Source organism: Variovorax sp. GW821-FHT09A10 (assembly GCF_059418385.1).
In genome coordinates this window covers 82,193-99,854 of sequence record NZ_JBWKPT010000010.1, presented here as the reverse complement: position 1 = coordinate 99,854, position 17,662 = coordinate 82,193, and the positions used below count along the sequence as shown (strand labels likewise).

Below are 17,662 nucleotides of genomic sequence, written 5' to 3'. Positions count from 1 at the left end.
CGTTCGTTCCCTTTCTCATCCAACCTACGGTCCACCCATGGCAGCAGTGATTTGCGGTTCCCTCGCGTTCGACACCATCATGACTTTCGAAGGCCGGTTCGCCGACCAGATCCTGCCGGACCAGCTGCACATCCTGAATGTGTCGTTTCTGGTGCCAGGCCTGCGTCGTGACTTCGGCGGCTGCGCCGGCAACATCGCCTACAGCCTCAACGCCCTGGGCGGCACGGCGCTGCCGATGGCCACGCTGGGCAGCGACGGCGCCGACTACGCCGAGCGCATGCGCACGCTGGGCATCAGCACGGAGTTCGTGCGTCAGCTCGACGACACCTTCACCGCGCAGGCGATGATCATGAACGACACGGACAACAACCAGATCACGGCGTTCCATCCCGGCGCGATGCAGCAGGCGCACCTCACGAAGGTGGTGGCGCGCGAGGACATCAAGCTCGGCATCATCGCGCCCGACGGCCGTGACGCGATGCTGCAGCACGCCGAACAGTTCGCCGCCGCCGGCATTCCCTTCGTGTTCGATCCGGGCCAGGGCCTGCCGATGTTCGATGGCGACGCGCTGCGCCACTTCATCGAACTCGCGAGCTGGGTCGTGGTCAACGACTACGAAGGCAAGATGCTGTCGCAGCGCACCGGCTGGAGCCTGGCCGAGATCTCGCAACGCGTGCGCGGCCTCGTGGTCACGCTGGCCGCCGAAGGCTGCGAGGTGTGGACGAAGGGTGAACGCGAGCACGTGCCCGGCGTGACGCCGACGGCGGTGATCGAGCCCACGGGTTGCGGCGACGCATGGCGCGGTGGCCTGCTGTACGGTCTGGAAAAGGAATGGCCGCTGGCGCGCTGCGCAGCGCTCGGCAACCGCATCGGCGCGCTCAAGATCGCGCAACGCGGACCGCAGAACTACCAGATCGATCGCGCCACGCTCGACCTGTGATTCGCTGATTGGCCCGCATCGCTTCGGCGATGCGGCCACAGCGGGCGCCCATGAAAAAAGCCCGGCACCTTGCGGTGCCGGGCTTCATGCCTTTCAGGGCCGCTGAGAATTCACTCAGGGCTTGCTGGCCGTCGGAAACGGCCAGGCTGCCTGGGGATTCAGCGTCGTTTGCGCCGCAGGGGCAGGCGCTACGGCAGCCTTCGCAGGCGCGGCGGCCTTCTTGGCAGCAGGCTTCTTGGCAGCAGCGGCAGGCTTGGCAGCGGGCTTTTTCGCGGCTTTCTTGGCCGCGGCCTTCTTGGCAGGAGCCTTCTTGGCGGCAGCCTTCTTCGCAGGCGCCTTCTTGGCAGCAGCCTTCTTGGCAGGCGCCTTCTTCGCTACGGCCTTCTTGGCAGGCGCCTTCTTGGCGGCGGCCTTCTTTGCCGGAGCCTTCTTGGCAGCGGCCTTCTTCGCCGGTGCTGCCTTCTTCGCTACGACCTTCTTGGCTGCAACCTTCTTGGCAGCGACCTTCTTGGCAGCGACCTTCTTTGCCGGAGCCTTCTTCGCTACGACCTTCTTGGCCGGAGCCTTCTTGGCAGCGACCTTCTTTGCCGGAGCCTTCTTCGCGGCGACAGCCTTCTTAGCCGGAGCCTTCTTTGCAGCGACCTTCTTGGCCGGCGCTTTCTTTGCAGTTGCCATTTCTATTTCTCCTTGATCAAGTTGAAAAAATCAACCTATTGAAGCACTCCACGCGCGTTGGGAGCGTGAAGCGATTCATGGCGTTGGAATCTGAGCCCCAGCACCATGAACACCTGAGCCCTCGTCCATGCCGCGCTCTGTGGCGCGATCGGTGGCAAGGGCAATTCTTGAATTCATGAATTGTTGTGTATCGAAAAATTCAATCCCAGGAGAGCGCACCACCCGACTGGTACTCGATCACGCGGGTTTCGAAAAAGTTGCGCTCTTTCTTCAGGTCAATCATTTCGCTCATCCAGGGGAACGGGTTTTCCTCGTTCGGGAAGAGCGTTTCGAGGCCGATCTGCTGCGCGCGCCGGTTGGCGATATAGCGCAGGTAGCCCTTGAACATGGAGGCGTTCATGCCGAGCACGCCGCGCGGCATGGTGTCTTCGGCGTATTTGTATTCGAGCTCGACGGCCTTCATGAAGAGGTCCTTGATCTCGGCCTTGAACTCTGCGGTCCACAGGCCAGGATTCTCGAGCTTGAGCTGGTTGATCAGGTCGATGCCGAAATTGCAGTGCATCGACTCGTCGCGCAGGATGTACTGGTACTGCTCGGCGGCGCCGGTCATCTTGTTCTGGCGGCCCAGCGCAAGGATCTGCGTGAAGCCGACGTAGAAGAAGAGGCCTTCCATCAGGCAGGCGAACACGATCAGCGACTTGAGCAGCGTCTGGTCGGTCTCGTGCGTGCCGGTCTTGAAGAGCGGGTCGCTGATGGCGTCGATGAACGGGAGCAGGAACTGGTCCTTCTCGCGGATCGATTGCACTTCGTTGTAGGCGTTGAAGATCTCGCTCTCGTCCAGGCCGAGCGACTCGACGATGTACTGGTACGCGTGCGTGTGTATCGCTTCCTCGAAGGCCTGGCGCAGCAGGAACTGGCGGCACTCGGGAGCCGTGATGTGGCGGTAGGTGCCCAGCACAATGTTGTTGGCGGCCAGCGAATCGGCGGTCACGAAGAAGCCGAGGTTGCGCTTGACGATGCGACGCTCGTCTTCGGTCAGGCCGTTCGGGTCCTTCCACAACGCGATGTCACGCGTCATGTTCACTTCCTGCGGCATCCAGTGGTTGGCGCAGGTGGCGAGGTACTTTTCCCAGGCCCACTTGTACTTGAACGGCACCAGCTGGTTGACGTCGGTCTGGCCGTTGATGATCCGCTTGTCGGAAGCCTTGACGCGCTGGCCTGCAGCGGCGGCCACCGGTGCGGTGGCAGTGGCGGGTTGTGCAAGCGACGAAGTCGGAGCGGCGACCGCGCGACCTGCGGAAGAACCGCTGGTCGATGCGTGGTGCTGCTGCAATCCTTGTTGCATATCCTTTGGTAAGGAGGGCTTGACTTCTTCGTCCCAGGTCAACATAGAAAAATCCAATGCGCAATTATCGGAGCAACGATGTGAGTTGCAAAGTGCTCGTTCACATCGTGCGCCATTTATGGGGTTGTTATGTTGCTCACATGCATCGCGCGACGTCAGTCAATGCCTTGATTGATTGAACGTCGCGCGCTTTTTACGTGTGCGAGCACCTCGCTGATCGATCGAAGCGTCTGGTGTGTTGACGCTTCACTTGCACATCACTGGCAGGCTTCGCAGGTCGGATCGTCGACACCGCAGAACGCGATGTCGGTGGCGGGCATCGCGCTCATCTGTGCCTGCGCTGCAGCAGCGGCGGCTTCGAGTGCGCTCATGCCCGAGGGTGCGTCGTTGCCCGACGACACCGCGTTGAGACGGCCCGATTGCACCGTCGACTTTTCAGCGTGCGTTGCGCTCTGCGTGCGCAGGTAGTACGTGGTCTTCAGGCCGCGCAGCCAGGCGAGCTTGTAGGTGTCGTCGAGCTTCTTGCCCGAGGCGCCGGCCATGTAGATGTTCAGCGACTGTGCCTGGTCGATCCACTTCTGGCGACGCGAGGCGGCTTCCACCAGCCACGTGGTTTCCACTTCGAACGCGGTGGCGTACAGCGCCTTCACGTCTTGCGGCACGCGGTCGATGGGGCGCAGCGAACCGTCGAAGTGCTTCAGGTCCATGACCATCACGTCGTCCCACAGGCCCAGGCGCTTCAGGTCGCGCACCAGGTAGTGGTTGATCACGGTGAACTCGCCCGACAGGTTCGACTTGACCGACAGGTTGCCGAAGCAGGGTTCGATCGAGGCGTCGACGCCGATGATGTTCGAGATGGTCGCGGTCGGAGCGATGGCCACGCAGTTCGAATTGCGCATGCCCTGGCTCTTGATCTTCTGGCGCAGTGCGTCCCAGTCGAGCGTGGACGAGCGGTCCACCTCGACGTAGCCGCCGCGGGCCTTCTCGAGCAGGTCGAGCGTGTCGATCGGCAGGATGCCCTTGTCCCACAGCGAGCCCTTGTAGCTCGAGTACTTGCCGCGTTCGCGCGCCAGGTCGGCCGATGCCGAGTAGGCGTGGTAGCAGATGGCTTCCATCGACTCGTCGGCGAACTGCACGGCTTCTTGCGAGGCGTAGGGAATGCGCAGTTCGTACAGCGCGTCCTGGAAGCCCATCAGGCCCAGGCCGACCGGACGGTGGCGCAGGTTGGAGTCGCGCGCCTTCTTCACGGCGTAGTAGTTGATGTCGATCACGTTGTCGAGCATGCGCATCGCCGTGGAGATCGTCTTCTGGAGCTTTTCCTGGTCGACCTTGCCGTCCTTCAGATGCTGCAGCAGGTTCACGGAACCCAGGTTGCACACCGCGGTTTCGGTGTCGCTGGTGTTCAGCGTGATCTCGGTGCACAGGTTCGACGAGTGCACCACGCCGGCGTGCTGCTGCGGCGAGCGCACGTTGCAGGCGTCCTTGAACGTGATCCAGGGATGGCCGGTCTCGAACAGCATCGTGAGCATCTTGCGCCACAGGTCCGACGCCTGGATGGTGCGCGCGGGCTTGATCTCGCCGCGGGCGGCCTTCTCTTCGTAGGCGACGTAGGCCTTCTCGAAGTCGGCGCCGAACAGGTCGTGCAGGTCAGGCACGTTGGAGGGCGAGAACAGCGTCCAGGTGCCCTTTTCCATCACGCGGCGCATGAACAGGTCGGGGATCCAGTTGGCGGTGTTCATGTCGTGCGTGCGGCGGCGGTCGTCGCCGGTGTTCTTGCGCAGCTCCAGGAACTCCTCGATGTCGAGGTGCCAGGTTTCCAGGTACGTGCAGACGGCGCCCTTGCGCTTGCCGCCCTGGTTCACGGCCACGGCCGTGTCGTTCACCACCTTCAGGAACGGCACGACGCCTTGCGATTCGCCGTTGGTGCCCTTGATGTGGCTGCCCAGTGCGCGCACGCGGGTCCAGTCGTTGCCCAGGCCGCCGGCGAACTTCGACAGCAGCGCGTTTTCCTTGATCGACTCGTAGATGCCGTCCAGGTCGTCGGGCACGGTGGTCAGGTAGCAGCTGGACAGCTGCGAGCGCAGCGTGCCGGCGTTGAACAGGGTGGGCGTGCTCGACATGAAGTCGAACGACGACAGCACTTCGTAGAACTCGATGGCGCGGGCTTCGCGGTCGATTTCGTTCAGCGACAGGCCCATGGCCACGCGCATGAAGAACGCCTGTGGCAGCTCGATGCGCGACTTGCGCACGTGCAGGAAGTAGCGGTCGTACAGGGTCTGCAGGCCCAGGTAGTCGAACTGGTTGTCGCGCTCGGCCTTCAGGGCGGCGCCCAGGCGGGGCAGGTCGTACTGCAGCAGCTTTTCGTCGAGCAGCTCGTTGTCCACGCCCTTCTTGATGAATTGCGGGAAGTAGTCGGCGTAGGCGGTGGCACGGTCGACCGGCATCACTTCGCGGCCGATGATCTCCTTGAAGATCGTGTGCAGCAGCAGGCGCGCGGTGGCGAAGGTGTAGTCGGGGTCCTTCTCGATCAGCGTGCGGGCAGCGAGGATGGAAGCCTTGTAGACCTCGTCCAGCGGCACGCCGTCGTACAGGTTGCGCATCGTCTCGGCGACGATGGGGGCGGCGGTGATGCTGTCGCCCAGGCCCTGGCAGGCCGATTCGATCAGGCCCTTGAGCTCGTTCAGGTCGAGCGCCACGCGCTCGCCGTTGTCGAGCACATGCAGCGCCGGTGCGGCGGGCACGTCCTGCTCGCCTTGCTTCGAGCGTTCCTGGGTGCGGCGTTCGCGGTACAGCACGTAGGCACGTGCGATTTCATGGTGGCCGCCGCGCATCAGGCCGAGCTCGACCTGGTCCTGCACGTCTTCGATGTGGAAGGTGCCGCCGCCCGGACGCGAGCGCACCATGGCGCGGATCACGCCTTGCGTGAGCACGTCGACCGTTTCGCGCACGCTGGCCGAAGCCGCGCCCTGGGTGCCATGCACGGCCAGGAAGGCCTTCATCATGGCGATGGCGATCTTGTTCGGTTCGAAGGGAACGACGGCGCCGTTGCGGCGAATGATCTGGTAGTGGGCGAGGTTCTGACCGGTGGGCGAGCCCGCAGTGTCTTGTTGCTGCTGCGGCGTCGCGGGGACGGCGCGGGGGGTCGACGGGGTGTTCAGTGCAGTTTGCATTCGCTTCCTCTCGGTTGTGCAATTCTTGTTGGATGGCAAGGCCTCGCGGACCTTGCGTCGGCGTTGTTGCCGAACGGGAGGACACTATATCTAGGGTCTGGGAGGGCTACAACCACTAGATGTAGTGTTTGCCTCTGGATACAACCCCTACAGAAATTGCATCGGACTCAGCACATCGCCAGCGATGCCGCGTGAATACTGGCCCATGGTGGCGCAACCCACGCGTGGCGCGGCTTGCAAGGCGATTTGGGCCTGCAGGCCGCATGGTTGCTGCGCTGCGCGCTTGCGCTCATCGAATTGCTGCGCCGCGAGAGCGCCGCATCACGAGGCGCCGCGCGATTGAAAAAATTAGCGCGCCACCACCTGCTCGGGAAACATCTGTGGATTCCAGCCGAGCTGTTCGCGCAGCAGGCGCCAGTCGAAACCGGCGCCGGGGTCCTGCTTGCGGCCGGGCGCGATGTGCTCGTGGCCGGCGATGTGGGCGATGGCGTAGTGCTGCGCGAGCGCGGCGCAGAGGCTGGCCAGCGTCTCGTACTGCGCCTCTTCGAAGCGCTCGCCCTCGAGGCCTTCGAGCTCGATGCCGACCGAGTCGTCGTTGCAGTTGCTGCGCCCGCGCCACGACGACACGCCGGCATGCCAGGCGCGGTCCTCGCAGCTCACGAACTGCCAGAGTTCGCCGTTGCGTCGCACATAGAAATGCGAGGACACCTCAAGCCCGCGGATCGACTGGAAGTACGGGTGCGCGTCCCAGTCGAGCCGGTTGGTGAAGAGCTGCTGCACGGCGTTGCCGCCGTATTCGCCCGGTGGCAGGCTGATCGAGTGCAGCACGATCAGGTCGGTCTGCGCGCCGACGGGGCGCGGGCCGAAGTTGGGCGAGGGCAGGGCCTTGGCGAAGCGGTACCAGCCGGCGCGCCAGAGTCCGTCGTCGCCGGCCGGTGGGGTGACGGGGACGTCAGTCGTCGGCATGCGTGGTGGCGCCGTCGTCGCCGTTGGGCGTGGAGATGCCCAGGCGCGCGATGCGGTAGCGGATCTGGCGCAGGCTCATGCCCAGCCGCGCGGCGGCGGCGGTGCGGTTGAAGCCGCTTTCGTGCAGCGCGCGCACGAGGATCTCGCGCTCCTGCTGGTCGAGCCAGGCTTGCAGGTCGGAGGGCAGCGGCGGCGGCGCGGGTTTTGGCTCGACGGCGGGCGCGGCGACGGGAGCCACCGCAACGGCGGCTGGCGCTTCAGCGGATTCGCCGCGCGGCACGGCCGGCATCGGCGTCATCGCGCCCATCAGGTCGATGTGCAGCTCGTCGCCGTCGTTCAGCGCGACGGCGCGATGCAGCAGGTTCTCGAGCTCGCGCACGTTGCCGTCGAGCGGGTGCTGGGCCAGGCGCTGCAGCAGCGCGTCGGACAGGCGCGGCACGGGCAGGCCGCCGTCCTGCGCGATGCGCGCGAGCAGCGCGGTGCACAGCGCGGGCAGGTCTTCGCGGCGCTCGCGCAATGCGGGCACCGCGATCTCGATCACATTGAGGCGGTAGAACAGGTCTTGCCGGAAACGGCCGGCCAGCACCTCGGCGTGCAGATCTTTATGGGTGGCGCTCACGATGCGCACGTCGACCGCGTCTTCCTGCGTCGAGCCGATGGCGCGCACGCTGCGTTCCTGGATGGCGCGCAGCAGCTTCGACTGCATGGCCAGCGGCAGGTCGCCGATTTCGTCGAGGAACAGCGTGCCGTCGCGCGCCGCCTGGAAGTAGCCGTCGCGGTCTTGCGAGGAGCCGGTGTACGAGCCCTTCTTGGCACCGAAGAACTCGGCCTCGAGCAGGTTCTCGGGGATCGCGCCGCAGTTCACCGCGACGAAGGGACCTTCGCTGCGCTGGCTGCAGCCGTGCACGGCGCGCGCGACCAGCTCCTTGCCGGTGCCCGATTCGCCGCGCACCAGCACCGGCGCCATGCCGCGCGCCACCTTGGCGATGCGCGACTTCACGAGGCGCATCGGATCGGAGTCGCCGACCAGCCGGTCGAGCGCGGTGGCGCCGCTGCGCGTCACGGACAGCGCATCGGGGCGTTCGCCGCCGTGGCCCGCGGCCTGCGGCGCCGGCTTCTGGGGCACGACCACCGCCGCGCGGTTGGCCTGCACGGCCGACGCCACCACGGCGCGGAACTGCTTCAGGTCGACCGGCTTCGTGAGGTAGTCGAAGGCGCCGGCCTTCAGTGCCTCGACCGCGTTCTCGGCCGAGCCGTAGGCGGTCATGACCACGCAGCGCTCGCTGCGCTGGTCTTTCTGGATGCGGTGGATGATCTCCATGCCTTCGCCGTCGGGCAGCCGCATGTCGGTGATCACGGCGTCGAAGCGGCCGGCTTCCAGGTGCTGCCAGGCTTCGGACACGCTGCCTGCCGCTTCCACCCGGTAGCCTTCGCGCAGCAGCGTGAGTTCGTAGAGCGTGCGCAGGTCGGGTTCGTCGTCGATGACGAGGATCTGCGCGGGGCGCGGGGCGGCGGCGGAAGGCGGGAGGGAGCTCACGGCCGCTATTGTGTCAGCCGGTTTTCGCTCGGTGCGAAGCTGACGAAGAATTCATTGCCCTCGGGCCCGCCCGGCACCAGCGCGCGCCGTTCGTAGCCGATGGTGGCGCCGTGGCGCCGGCACAGCTCGCGGCACAGGAACAGGCCCAGGCCGCTGGAGCGGCTCTCGGACGAGAAGAAGGGTTCGAACAGGTGGCGCTGCACCGCCGGCTCCAGCGGCGCGCCGTCGCTCCACACCAGCAACGCGGCGCGCTGCACGCCGGCCCGCTGCAAGGTGGTGATGACCTGGATCGCGCCGTCGCGCTGGCTGGCGTAGCGCGCCGCGTTGTCCAGCAGGTTCACCAGCAGGCGGCGCAGGTGCTCGGCCTCGAAGCGCACCTCGCTGCCCGGCGCATCGAGCGCCACGCGCACGCCCTTGCGCTGCGTCTGGCGCACCCATTCCTCGGCCAGGATCTGCGCGGCCGGGTCGAGCACCAGCTGTTCGCCCAGCGACAGCACGCGCTGCTGGCGCGCGCGCGAGACGTCGAGCACGTCGTCCACGATGCGCGCCAGGCGCTGCGCGTTGTGCTGCACCATGTCGGTCAACTTGCGGTGCGCCGGGTCGGTCAGGTCTTCGCTGAGCAGCGCGCTGGCCTGCGCGATGGCGGCCAGCGGGTTGCGGATTTCATGCGCCACCGCGGCCGACATGCGGCCCATCGCGGCGAGCTTTTCGGTGCGGATGCGGGCTTCGAGCTCGCGCAGGTCCTGCAGGAACATCACGCAGAGGCTGTCGGCGCGGCGGTCGTCGGTGGGCGTGAGCCGGGTGCGCACGCGCACCTCGCGCGCCGCGCCGCGGGCCTGCGCCACCGGGATCTCTTCGGTCTGCGGCGCGCGCCGCGCGAAGGTCTGGCGTGCGAGCGCGGCCAGCGCATGCCAGGCCGGCTGGGTGTGCAGCGGGAACGGCATTGGCAACTGCGCCAGGCCCTGGCCGAGGATCGCGTCGGCCGCCGGGTTGGCGGTGTGCACCAGGCCCTCGGCGTCGATCACCAGCACGCCTTCGGTGAGCGTTTCGATCACCAGGTCGTTGACCTGTGCCTGCATCTGCGCATGGGTGCGGCTGCGTTGCGCCACCGCCTCTTCGCGTGCCAGCCGGCGCGCCAGCTCGTGCGCGAGCAGCGCCACCACGAACAGGCCGGTGCCGGTGAGGGCGGCCTGCACGAAGCGCGCCGAAGGATCGCCGGGTTGCTGCAGCCAGTGCCAGCCGGCGTCGGCCAGCAGCAGCAGCGTCACGGTGGCCGTGGTGCCCAGGCCCACGAGCAACGTGCCGAGCACCGCGCTCATCAGCACCGGCAGCGCGAACAGCGGCGTGTAGTTGACGCTGCCGCCCTGCAGCACCTGCAGGGCGCTGAAGATGCCCAGGTCGACCCCGATGGTCAGCAGCCAGAGGGTGGAAAAGCCGCGGATCGGCGGCGCGAAGTGCGCATAGCGCATCTCCAGCCAGGCCAGCACGAGGTAGCCGCCCGACAGCACGATCGGCAGCGGCTGCACCGTCTGCCCGATGGCGAAGGCCACGCCCTGCAGCAGCACCAGCACCAGCGCCACGAAACAGCGCGCTGCCATGAAGCCGCGCCACAGCCGCAGCAGCGCGGTGCTGTCGCCGGCGCCCAGGTCGAGCACGTCCCAGTCGGTGGCCGGCTCGCCGCGCGACCGGCGCAACGAACTCATGCGGAGGTGCCGGCCTGGCGATGGGCGGCGCTGCAGAACACCGCGCCGTCCGGCCCGGGGAGTGCGTCGGCCGCGGGCAGGTGCAGTCCGCAATGGGCGCAGCGCACCATCGCCTGCGGCGGGCCGACGGCCGGCGTGCGCTGTTGTGCTTTCCTGGCGCGTTCCTGTTGCGCGTCGCGCATCTCTTCGCGCCGGTTCTTGCGCCAGAGCCAGATCGCGACCCACACCACCGCGAGGACGAGCAGGTACTTCATGCGGGCAAGCGCGTCAGCACGACTTCGAGCACGAAGCGCGAGCCCACGTAGGCCAGCAGCAGCAGCGCCGCGCCCGCGTAGAGCACGCGCCGCGCGGTGCGTCCGCGCCAGCCGAAGCGCGCGCGGCCGGTCAGCAGGACCGCGAAGCTGAGCCACGCGAGCACCGAGAAGATGGTCTTGTGGTCCCACTTCCAGGCGCGGCCGGCGGCGCCGTAGAGCTGTTCGCTGAACAGCAGGCCGGCCAGCAGCGTGGCCGACAGCAGCACGAAGCCCGCCGTGACGAAGCGGAAGGTGAGCCGTTCCAGCGTGAGCAGCGGCACGCCGGCCTGTGCGTCGGCACTGGCCAGGCGGATCTGCTTTTCGGCCCGCGTGATCAGCCAGGCGTGCACCACGGCGGCGCCGAACAGGCCGTACGAGGCGATGCCCAGCGCCAGGTGCAGCGGTAGCCAGGGCGAGGCGCTGACATGCAGCGGCGTGCCGGGGAACAGCAGCGCCAGCAGCACGGCAGCCGCGCCCAGCCAGGCCAGCGCACGGCGTGCCTTCAGTTGCGGGTACAGGCGGCTTTCGACCGCGTAGACCGTGAGCACCAGCCACGCCGTGACCGACAGCGCCGGCGCGAAACCGAAGCGAGGGTCGCCGCCGATCAGCCCGTGGCCCAGCACCGCAGCGTGCAGCAGCCATGCGATGCCGAGCGCCCATTGGGTGGTCTGGCGGCTGAGCCGCGCACCGGCGGCAGCGGCAAAACCGTAGGCTGCCGCGGTGGCGATGCCCAGCGCCACGCCGAGTGGGGAGGGGATCGCTAAAATCATCGCTGGAGTGTATAGGCTCGCCCCCCGGCTTCGCGCACGTCGCGTCGCTTCGCCCACCCCCGCCGGGGGCCACCCCCGCGAGAGAGCGGGCCCACGTACCGCTTCCAGGTTTTCACGACTTTCCATCGGTCCGCTGCCGCGGACAACAAGGTATTTCCTTCATGGCCACCGCCCTCACCGAAAAGTTCTCCCGCCTCGTCAAGACGATGAGCGGCCAGGCGCGCATCACCGAAAGCAACGTGCAGGACATGCTGCGCGAGGTGCGCATGGCGCTGCTGGAGGCCGACGTGGCGCTGCCCGTGGTGCGCGACTTCGTCGCCCGCGTGAAGGAGAAGGCGCTTGGCCAGGAAGTGCTGGGCTCGCTCAAGCCGGGCCAGGCGCTGGTCGGCATCGTCAACCGCGAACTCGCCGCCACCATGGGCGAGGGCGTGTCCGACATCAACCTCGCGGCCCAGCCGCCCGCGGTGATCCTCATGGCCGGCCTGCAGGGCGCCGGCAAGACCACCACCACCGCCAAGCTGGCCAAGCACCTGATCGAGAAGCGCAAGAAGAAGGTGCTCACCGTGTCGGGCGACGTGTACCGCCCCGCCGCCATCGAGCAGCTCAAGACGGTCACCAAGCAGGCCGGCGCCGAGTGGTTCCCGAGCACGCCCGACCAGAAGCCGCTGGACATCGCGCGCGCCGCGCTCGACCACGCCAAGCGCCACTACTTCGACGTGCTGCTGGTCGACACGGCCGGCCGCCTCGCGATCGACGAAGTGCTGATGACCGAAATCAAGCAGCTGCACGCCGAGCTGAACCCGGTCGAAACCCTGTTCGTGGTCGATGCCATGCAGGGCCAGGACGCGATCAACACCGCCAAGGCCTTCAAGGAGGCGCTGCCCCTCACCGGCATCATCCTGACCAAGACCGACGGCGATTCGCGCGGCGGTGCGGCACTGTCGGTGCGCCAGGTCACCGGTGTGCCGATCAAGTTCGCCGGCACGAGCGAGAAGATCGACGGCCTCGAAGTGTTCGACGCCGAGCGCCACGCCGGCCGCATCCTGGGCATGGGCGACATCGTCGCGCTGGTCGAGCAGGTCACGGCCGGCGTCGACGTCGAAGCGGCGCAGAAGCTCGCGGCCAAGGTCAAGAGCGGCGCGGGCTTCGACCTCAACGACTTTCTCGGCCAGCTGCAGCAGATGAAACAGATGGGCGGCCTCTCCAGCCTGATGGACAAGCTGCCCCAGCAGATGGCCGCCAAGGCCACCGAGGCCGACATGACCCGCGCCGAGCGCGACATCCGCCGCAAGGAAGGGATCATCCAGAGCATGACCCCGCTGGAGCGCCGCAAGCCCGAGCTGCTCAAGGCCACGCGCAAGCGCCGCATCGCGGCCGGTGCGGGCGTGCAGGTTCAGGAAGTGAACCGCCTGCTCAACGAGTTCGAGCAGATGCAGGGCATGATGAAGAAGATGAAGGGCGGCGGCCTGATGAAGATGATGAAGAAGATGGGCGGCATGAAGGGCATGGGCGGAATGGGCGGGGCCGGCGGGCCGAAGCTGCCGTTCTGAGCCGCACACACACATATATATAGACACATGGACAGAAGCCCGCCGGGGGATGCCCCGGCGGGCTTCGTCGTTTTCAGGTCTGCACGTCGTAGACCGTGTCGTGCGCTTCGACGGGCGCCGGCAGCTCCCAGCGATGCAGCATGCGCTCGATGCCCGCGTTCGACAGCGTCGTGTCGCGCGCGCGGTTGCGGCGCATCAGCTCGGCATGCGGCACTTCCAGGTACACCAGCTCGGTCTGCGCGTGGTACGCCCAGAGCAGGTCCAGCGTCTTGGTGCGCATCTGCTGGCTCAGGTGCGTGGCGTTCCAGACGAAACGCTCCTGCTTGCGCAGCAGCGCCTTGGCCTGGTCGACCGCGTGGTGCGCGGCGAGCCCATCGTTCTCGCCGTGCCTGAGGCCCAGCTCGGCGCGCGCATCGTCGAAGGACACGACCGGCCAGCCCTTGCGGTGCTGCGCCACCCAGTGGTTCTTGCCGCTGGCGGGCAGCCCGCACATCACCGTGACCTGCGATCCCGGCGTCTGGAACAGCGGGTAGTCGGGGCTGGTGTCGGCGCCGCGGAAGTAGGCCAGGCGCGTGTGCGCATCGGCCATCTGTCGCGGGCCTTCCCAGCAGCCTTCTTCCTGCGCGAGTTGCTCGAAGAGCGCGATGTCGGCCAGGCTGTCGGCGCGCTTCTCGTAGTGGCGCCCCACCATGTCGCAGCGCGCCACGCAGCACAGGTCGGGCAGGCTCAGTTCCCACGAGAGCTTGTGGGCCAGCCACTCGGGCCGCACGCCCTTGCGCGAGGCGAAGGCGTGGAACGGCACCTGGTGCACCGCGATGATCCGGCACACGGCCTCGCGCAACGCGAAGGGCACGCGGGCCTTCCACATCAGCACGCGCACGTCGACCGACCCGCGGCGCGAATGGCCGGGCTGGCCGATGCGGCCGCTGGCTTCGTCGATCACGGTGGTGTCGGGCTTGGCGATGTCGTGCAGCAGGCAGGCCATGAACAGCACGAAGCGGCCGTCGGCGTCGGCGCGCTGGTAGTGCGCGTCGGCCAGGAGCGCGTCGAGCACCATGCGCGTGTGGAGGCCGACGTTGCCTTCGGCGTGGTAGTACGGGTCCTGCGGCGTTTCTTCGAGGCGCAGCAGGGCCGGCAGCAGGTCGCAGCACTGCGCCCAGTCGTAGCTCTGCGAGAGCTTCGGCACCAGCGCGCGCAGATCGTCATAGGTCATCGCGGCCTCCTTGTGGTTGTTGCCAGCTCGGCGGGGTCGCGCATCGTGCGCAGCCCCAGGTCTTGCCAGTTCACTTGCGGTGTCGGCGCGTAGAGGTCCACGCCCGGCGCCAGCTGGTTGGGCAGCACCGGCCGGCGGCTGTGGTGCGAGCCCGAGTCGAGGATGGTCTGCACGAAGTCCGGTCGCACCCACTTGTAGCGGCCCGTCACCTGGCCGCCCGATTCGGTCTTGAGGTACAGGCCCTCGGCGAGGTCGGACAGGTCGGTCTGCTGGCGCACCAGGTCGAGCGGCTGGCCTTCGTGCTGCACGGCCTGCTCGAAGGCCGGCTTCCAGTCGGCACTGCGCGCGAGCGACGGCTGCACCAGCGCGCGCAATGCCTTCGCGCTGCGCGGCATCTCGCCCTCGTACAGCACGGGCACCGACAGCACCGGCCCCTCGGCCAGCAGCGCATGCCGCGCGGCGGTCGACAGGAAGCTCTGCGCCTGCCGGTCGTAGAGGTCGAACTCCAGGAAGAAGGCCGGCAGCCGGTCGTACCAGCAGCTGTGCTTGGCAAAGCACCACTCGCCGTACATCACGTAGCGGTCTTCGAGCCGTTCGAGCAGCGCCGTTTCATGGGCGGCGGCCCAGTGCTTGAACAGGTTGAACTGCCGCTCGCCCGCGCCGCCGGCCAGGTAGTGGCCGCGCGACTGCAGCAGCAATTCGCCTGCCGAGGTGAACGACACGGCCGCATTCGCGCCATCGAGTTTTTCCTCGATGACCACATGCAGGCCCTGTAGCGCGGACAACGGCGTCTGGCCGTCGTCGGTATCGCCGGCCTGCAGCCGCGAGCCCTCCAGGTGCGCTGTACGTGGGTACTTGAGCAGCGGGATCGACGAAAGCGAAAGAGAGGAAAGGGGAAACACGTTGGTTCTCCAGATGCAAATCAGGAAAGACCGACAACGTGCGGGAGCGAAGCTGGAAGAGAGATCGACTCGGCGGCCGCAGCGGGCGGCCGTGCCTGGTCAGTGTGGGAACGCAGCTTGGCGCCCGACATGACCAGCGAGTGGTGTTGTCGGCGTCAGAGGGTGATGACGGCGAATCGGGGCACTTGGCGCTCCAGGGGATCGAAGGGATCCGTGGGTGGATGAAAAAACGAAGGCGAGATTCTAGCGATGCGCCATGAAAAAAGCCGACCCTGAGGCCGGCTTTTTGGAGGGCTGTGTCTTCAGCGCATCAGGCCGTGGCCAGTGCCGCCGGGCGCGCCAGGCGCAGTGCATGCATCCAGGCGCGGCGCAGCACGGCGGGCGAACGCGATTCCTCGGGAATCAGCAGGAAGCCACGGTCGCGCAGCGTGGTGCCCAGCGCGATCTGGCTGGTCAGCACGGTCAGCGGGATCGCCAGCAGCAGCGGCAGGCCGACGGGCATGAGCCAGATCAGCGCGCTCGGGTCGATCATGGCGACGCCGATGGCGAGCATGGCGATCACCAGCGACATGGGGGCCAACTGCGAGGCTGCCACCTTCCACGGCACGGCGTTGGCTTCACGCGGAGGCGACTTCCAGTCGAGCTTGATGCCGGTGAGGGCGACGAGCACGAACAGCGAGTGGGCCAGCATGCGCACCGGAGCCTGCACGATGGCCAGGCCGGCTTCGAGCACCGAGCTCTTCACCAGGCCCCACACACCGCCGTACTGGCGTTGCTCGCCGCGCATCAGCACGGCGGCGATGCCCAGCACGCGCGGCAGGAACAGCAGGCACAGGGTCCAGACCCACAGGCCGGCCAGTTCGGCGGGCAGTACGTTCCAGCTCGACACGAGGCTCGAGCCGCTCAGCCACAGGGCGGTGCCCAGCGTCAGGAACGCGAGCCACAGCGGGGCCGAGACATACGCCATGGTGCCGGTCACGAACATCGCGCGGTGCACCGGGTGGATGCCGGGCTCGGCCATCAGGCGGGCGTTCTGCAGGTTGCCCTGGCACCAGCGGCGGTCGCGTTGCAGCTCGGCCAGCAGGTCCGGCGGTTGCTGCTCGTAGCTGCCGACCAGGTCGGACACCAGCCACACGTGGTAGCCGGCGCGGCGCATCAGCGCGGCTTCGACGAAGTCGTGCGACATGATGCCGCCCGACATGCCGCCGGTGCCCTTGATCGGGGCCAGCGCGCAGTGCTTCATGAAGGCTTCGACGCGGATGATCGCGTTGTGGCCCCAGTAGTGCGACTCGCCGAGCTGCCAGAACTGCATGCCCAGCGTGAACAGGCGACCCGTCACGCGCGAAGCGAACTGCTGGGCGCGGGCGTGCAGCGTGACGTGGCCGATGGCCTGCGTCGCGGTCTGGATGATGCCGGCGGTGGGGTTGGCTTCCATCAGCTTGACCATCGAGGCCAGGCAGTCGCCGCTCATCACGGAGTCGGCGTCGAGCACGACCATGTAGCGGTAGTCCTTGCCCCAGCGGCGGCAGAAGTCGGCCACGTTGCCGGCCTTGCGGTGCTTGCGGCGGGTGCGCAGGCGGTAGTACACCTCGACCTGCGGCTGGTTCGGGCTCTCGGCCAGCGCGGCGCGCAGGTCTTCCCAGGCGGCGCGCTCGGCGGCGGCGGTCTCGGGGTTGTAGCTGTCGGACAGCACGAACACGTCGAACTGCTTGGCGTGGCCCGTGGAGGCGACCGATTCGCAGGTGGCGCGCAGGCCGGCGAACACCGTGGCCACGTCCTCGTTGCAGATCGGCATGATGATCGCGGTGCGTGCCTCGGGGTTCATCGGGTGGTGGGCCACCTGTTTCGCCGAGAGGGCGTGCTTGTCACCGCGCACGGAAACGTAGAAGCCCATGAGCGCGGTCACGAAACCGGTGACGACCCAGCCCGAGAGCAGGCCGTACAGGCCGATCTGGCCGTATTCGAGCCAGACGTTGTCGTAGTCGGGTTGCACGCTGGCGAACAGCGACGACGCGATCACGGTGCTCAGCAGCGTGAGCAGCATGAAGGCGAGGCGGCGCTGGCCGGCGGCGCGTTCCCAAGCCTGCGGGGCCGGGGCGGCCTGCTTGGCGGCGGGGGCGCTGTCGGCGTTGCGGCCGGCGCCCAGGCGCACGAGCATGGCGGTGCCCAGGCTGTTCCAGAAACCACGCCAGGGGCGCGGTGCCATGGAACCGCGGTTCAGCGGCGGTGCGGTGACGGCGTTGGGGTGGCGTTCTTCGCGCAGCGCGCTGCGGTGCGCGAAATCGGATTCGGCGAGGACGTTGAGGTGGGAGAAGTCGTTCGGCTTCATCGTTTCATTCACCAACGTTGCTTGTCCAGGGGGGTGTCGCCAATGGCCGGAAGGCGCTTGAAGACGCAGTCCGTGGCGGCGCCGCCGACGCCGGAGAGCGCGGTCAGCGAATGGCCCGCGGCACGGGGCCGCGAGGAGGAAAACTGCTTTTGACGCAGGCCGTCGCGCTGCGGACGCAGTGCGAAAGATGGGCTGGTAAGTGCTGTCATGCCAGTACAGGGGCAAACCCTGTGCCAGCCTGGAAAAACGCTTTCAAATCAACGACTTGG

Annotated in this window: 13 protein-coding genes; 2 read left to right on the top strand and 11 right to left on the bottom strand. The window is 67.3% G+C overall.

Features of this window, described 5'->3' with window-relative positions:
* The first annotated feature begins 37 nt into the window (after positions 1 to 37).
* Positions 38 to 940, top strand: coding sequence for a carbohydrate kinase family protein (locus tag AC07Q9_RS27275; protein WP_495312452.1), 903 nt, complete (start codon positions 38 to 40; stop codon positions 938 to 940).
* Between the two features lie 114 nt (positions 941 to 1,054).
* Here the strand turns inward: AC07Q9_RS27275 and AC07Q9_RS27270 are convergent, their stop codons facing one another.
* From AC07Q9_RS27270 to AC07Q9_RS27235, 8 genes are all read right to left on the bottom strand, one after another.
* Positions 1,055 to 1,615, bottom strand: a complete 561-nt coding sequence (locus AC07Q9_RS27270; protein WP_492679275.1) for a histone H1-like DNA-binding protein — start codon at positions 1,613 to 1,615, stop codon at positions 1,055 to 1,057.
* A gap of 199 nt (positions 1,616 to 1,814) precedes the next feature.
* A complete protein-coding gene (locus tag AC07Q9_RS27265; RefSeq protein ID WP_099795108.1) occupies positions 1,815 to 3,005 on the bottom strand; it encodes a ribonucleotide-diphosphate reductase subunit beta in 1,191 nt (396 codons plus the stop codon).
* Between the two features lie 212 nt (positions 3,006 to 3,217).
* Complete coding sequence (locus AC07Q9_RS27260; RefSeq protein ID WP_489059289.1) at positions 3,218 to 6,130, bottom strand: ribonucleoside-diphosphate reductase subunit alpha; 2,913 nt, start codon at positions 6,128 to 6,130, stop codon at positions 3,218 to 3,220.
* A gap of 348 nt (positions 6,131 to 6,478) precedes the next feature.
* Positions 6,479 to 7,096 carry a 1,6-anhydro-N-acetylmuramyl-L-alanine amidase AmpD gene (ampD, locus tag AC07Q9_RS27255; protein WP_495312451.1) on the bottom strand — a complete coding sequence of 206 codons (618 nt, stop codon included), beginning with the start codon at positions 7,094 to 7,096 and terminating at the stop codon, positions 6,479 to 6,481.
* Positions 7,083 to 8,633 (bottom strand): sigma-54-dependent transcriptional regulator, encoded by a 1,551-nt coding sequence (locus tag AC07Q9_RS27250; RefSeq protein ID WP_495312450.1) that lies wholly within the window; start codon positions 8,631 to 8,633, stop codon positions 7,083 to 7,085. Before AC07Q9_RS27250 ends, ampD begins: the two co-directional genes overlap by 14 nt.
* 5 nt (positions 8,634 to 8,638) lie before the next feature.
* The gene (locus AC07Q9_RS27245; RefSeq protein ID WP_495312449.1) at positions 8,639 to 10,336 is read right to left on the bottom strand and encodes a two-component system sensor histidine kinase NtrB; all 1,698 of its coding nucleotides are present in this window, start codon (positions 10,334 to 10,336) and stop codon (positions 8,639 to 8,641) included.
* A complete protein-coding gene (locus AC07Q9_RS27240) occupies positions 10,333 to 10,590 on the bottom strand; it encodes a PP0621 family protein (protein WP_307695581.1) in 258 nt (85 codons plus the stop codon). The genes AC07Q9_RS27245 and AC07Q9_RS27240 overlap by 4 nt, the downstream gene beginning before the upstream one ends.
* On the bottom strand, positions 10,587 to 11,399 hold the full coding sequence (locus tag AC07Q9_RS27235) for a cytochrome C assembly family protein (RefSeq protein ID WP_056575582.1): 813 nt from the start codon (positions 11,397 to 11,399) through the stop codon (positions 10,587 to 10,589). The genes AC07Q9_RS27240 and AC07Q9_RS27235 overlap by 4 nt, the downstream gene beginning before the upstream one ends.
* 161 nt (positions 11,400 to 11,560) lie before the next feature.
* Between AC07Q9_RS27235 and ffh the strand changes: the two genes are divergently transcribed.
* Positions 11,561 to 12,949, top strand: coding sequence for a signal recognition particle protein (ffh, locus tag AC07Q9_RS27230; protein ID WP_495312448.1), 1,389 nt, complete (start codon positions 11,561 to 11,563; stop codon positions 12,947 to 12,949).
* A gap of 73 nt (positions 12,950 to 13,022) precedes the next feature.
* On the opposite strand, the gene AC07Q9_RS27225 is transcribed toward ffh, so the two are convergent.
* The 3 genes from AC07Q9_RS27225 to mdoH all read right to left on the bottom strand — a co-directional run bounded on the left by AC07Q9_RS27225 (position 13,023) and on the right by mdoH (position 17,393).
* A complete protein-coding gene (locus tag AC07Q9_RS27225) occupies positions 13,023 to 14,162 on the bottom strand; it encodes an AAA family ATPase (protein ID WP_495312447.1) in 1,140 nt (379 codons plus the stop codon).
* The gene (locus AC07Q9_RS27220; protein WP_495312446.1) at positions 14,159 to 15,064 is read right to left on the bottom strand and encodes an RNA ligase family protein; all 906 of its coding nucleotides are present in this window, start codon (positions 15,062 to 15,064) and stop codon (positions 14,159 to 14,161) included. Before AC07Q9_RS27220 ends, AC07Q9_RS27225 begins: the two co-directional genes overlap by 4 nt.
* Positions 15,065 to 15,374: 310 nt before the next feature.
* Positions 15,375 to 17,393, bottom strand: a complete 2,019-nt coding sequence (gene mdoH, locus AC07Q9_RS27215; protein WP_495312445.1) for a glucans biosynthesis glucosyltransferase MdoH — start codon at positions 17,391 to 17,393, stop codon at positions 15,375 to 15,377.
* Positions 17,394 to 17,662 lie beyond the last annotated feature (269 nt).

Excerpts from the sequence above, each read along its gene's own strand:
- ffh (WP_495312448.1), top strand. The coding sequence starts at position 11,561 with ATGGCCACCGCCCTCACCGAAAAGTTCTCCCGCCTCGTCAAGACGATG.
- AC07Q9_RS27225 (WP_495312447.1), bottom strand. The coding sequence starts at position 14,162 with ATGACCTATGACGATCTGCGCGCGCTGGTGCCGAAGCTCTCGCAGAGC.
- AC07Q9_RS27240 (WP_307695581.1), bottom strand. The coding sequence starts at position 10,590 with ATGAAGTACCTGCTCGTCCTCGCGGTGGTGTGGGTCGCGATCTGGCTC.
- AC07Q9_RS27245 (WP_495312449.1), bottom strand. The coding sequence starts at position 10,336 with ATGAGTTCGTTGCGCCGGTCGCGCGGCGAGCCGGCCACCGACTGGGAC.
- AC07Q9_RS27265 (WP_099795108.1), bottom strand. The coding sequence starts at position 3,005 with ATGTTGACCTGGGACGAAGAAGTCAAGCCCTCCTTACCAAAGGATATG.
- ampD (WP_495312451.1), bottom strand. The coding sequence starts at position 7,096 with ATGCCGACGACTGACGTCCCCGTCACCCCACCGGCCGGCGACGACGGA.
- mdoH (WP_495312445.1), bottom strand. The coding sequence starts at position 17,393 with ATGAAGCCGAACGACTTCTCCCACCTCAACGTCCTCGCCGAATCCGAT.
- AC07Q9_RS27235 (WP_056575582.1), bottom strand. The coding sequence starts at position 11,399 with ATGATTTTAGCGATCCCCTCCCCACTCGGCGTGGCGCTGGGCATCGCC.
- AC07Q9_RS27275 (WP_495312452.1), top strand. The coding sequence starts at position 38 with ATGGCAGCAGTGATTTGCGGTTCCCTCGCGTTCGACACCATCATGACT.
- AC07Q9_RS27260 (WP_489059289.1), bottom strand. The coding sequence starts at position 6,130 with ATGCAAACTGCACTGAACACCCCGTCGACCCCCCGCGCCGTCCCCGCG.
- AC07Q9_RS27270 (WP_492679275.1), bottom strand. The coding sequence starts at position 1,615 with ATGGCAACTGCAAAGAAAGCGCCGGCCAAGAAGGTCGCTGCAAAGAAG.